The 819-nt window shown below is 37.0% G+C and carries 1 tRNA gene and 2 pseudogenes; 2 read left to right on the forward strand and 1 reads right to left on the reverse strand.

Annotated features, from left to right (window positions below):
- Positions 1-64 precede the first annotated feature (64 nt).
- Positions 65-178 (forward strand): annotated as a pseudogene (locus OZD68_RS00105) (phage BR0599 family protein); the annotation flags it as partial.
- A gap of 31 nt (positions 179-209) precedes the next feature.
- Positions 210-296: transfer RNA gene (locus OZD68_RS00110), tRNA-Ser, on the forward strand.
- A 106-nt stretch (positions 297-402) separates the two neighbouring features.
- On the opposite strand, the pseudogene OZD68_RS00115 reads toward OZD68_RS00110, so the two are convergent.
- Positions 403-749, reverse strand: a pseudogene (locus tag OZD68_RS00115) (transposase); the annotation flags it as partial.
- Between the last annotated feature and the right edge of the window lie 70 nt (positions 750-819).

Below are 819 nucleotides of genomic sequence, written 5' to 3' on the forward strand. Positions count from 1 at the left end.
GCTTATGGCTATGGTAGAGCAGTAGCATATTATGATCTGTTCGGATTATTGTAAAAAGAGCTATAAATATTCAATACTCGCAGGTTGCGATAAAACATTTCCAACTTGCAGAAGCAAGTTTAACAATACTGTGAATTTTCGTGGTGAACCCTATATACCAGGTTTTTATATTGTTTAGCAGTACAATTTTCAATATTATGAATAAGCATGGAAAGGTGGCTGAGTGGTCTAAAGCACACGCTTGGAAAGCGTGCACATATGAAAATATGTCGGGGGTTCGAATCCCCCCTTTTCCGTATGTTACTTCTAGAATAGTATAAAACCCCCGGTCGCGCACACAACTGTACGAACATTGTAATATGGTACAATGTTACAACTATGCGGTGGTAATTTACGATAAATTCATGTAGCCATTTCAAATTTAGCCATACCAATGTCAGTAAATTGATTAAGCAAATAACACTTGAGTAGCAGTTCCTTCCCACGATTAATTTCAGATTTGTTCCGAAAATTAAACCTGAATGTTTGTTTCAGTCGCGAGAAAAAACTTTCTACATGAGATCTTTTTCCGTAGTTTGTTTGCCTTTTCCACCTCTTCATTCCATCTTCGCTGTATGACTTTATTAGTCTAATTGCAGCATTTCTCTCTGCCATACTTTGGATGCTCTGCTGCATTGTTTTTTTGGAGGAATTTTTGTCTTTATGCCGCATTCATCACACAATTTATAGAGTTTATGTCTTTCATATGCTCCATACGCGTCAAGTTAAGAGATTGTGAGCAAATTTAGAGAGGTTAAAGTGGATACTCTAGCCCTTCTA

It is taken from the genome of Wolbachia endosymbiont of Drosophila bicornuta, from assembly GCF_028982105.1.
GTDB classification, from domain to species: domain Bacteria; phylum Pseudomonadota; class Alphaproteobacteria; order Rickettsiales; family Anaplasmataceae; genus Wolbachia; species Wolbachia pipientis.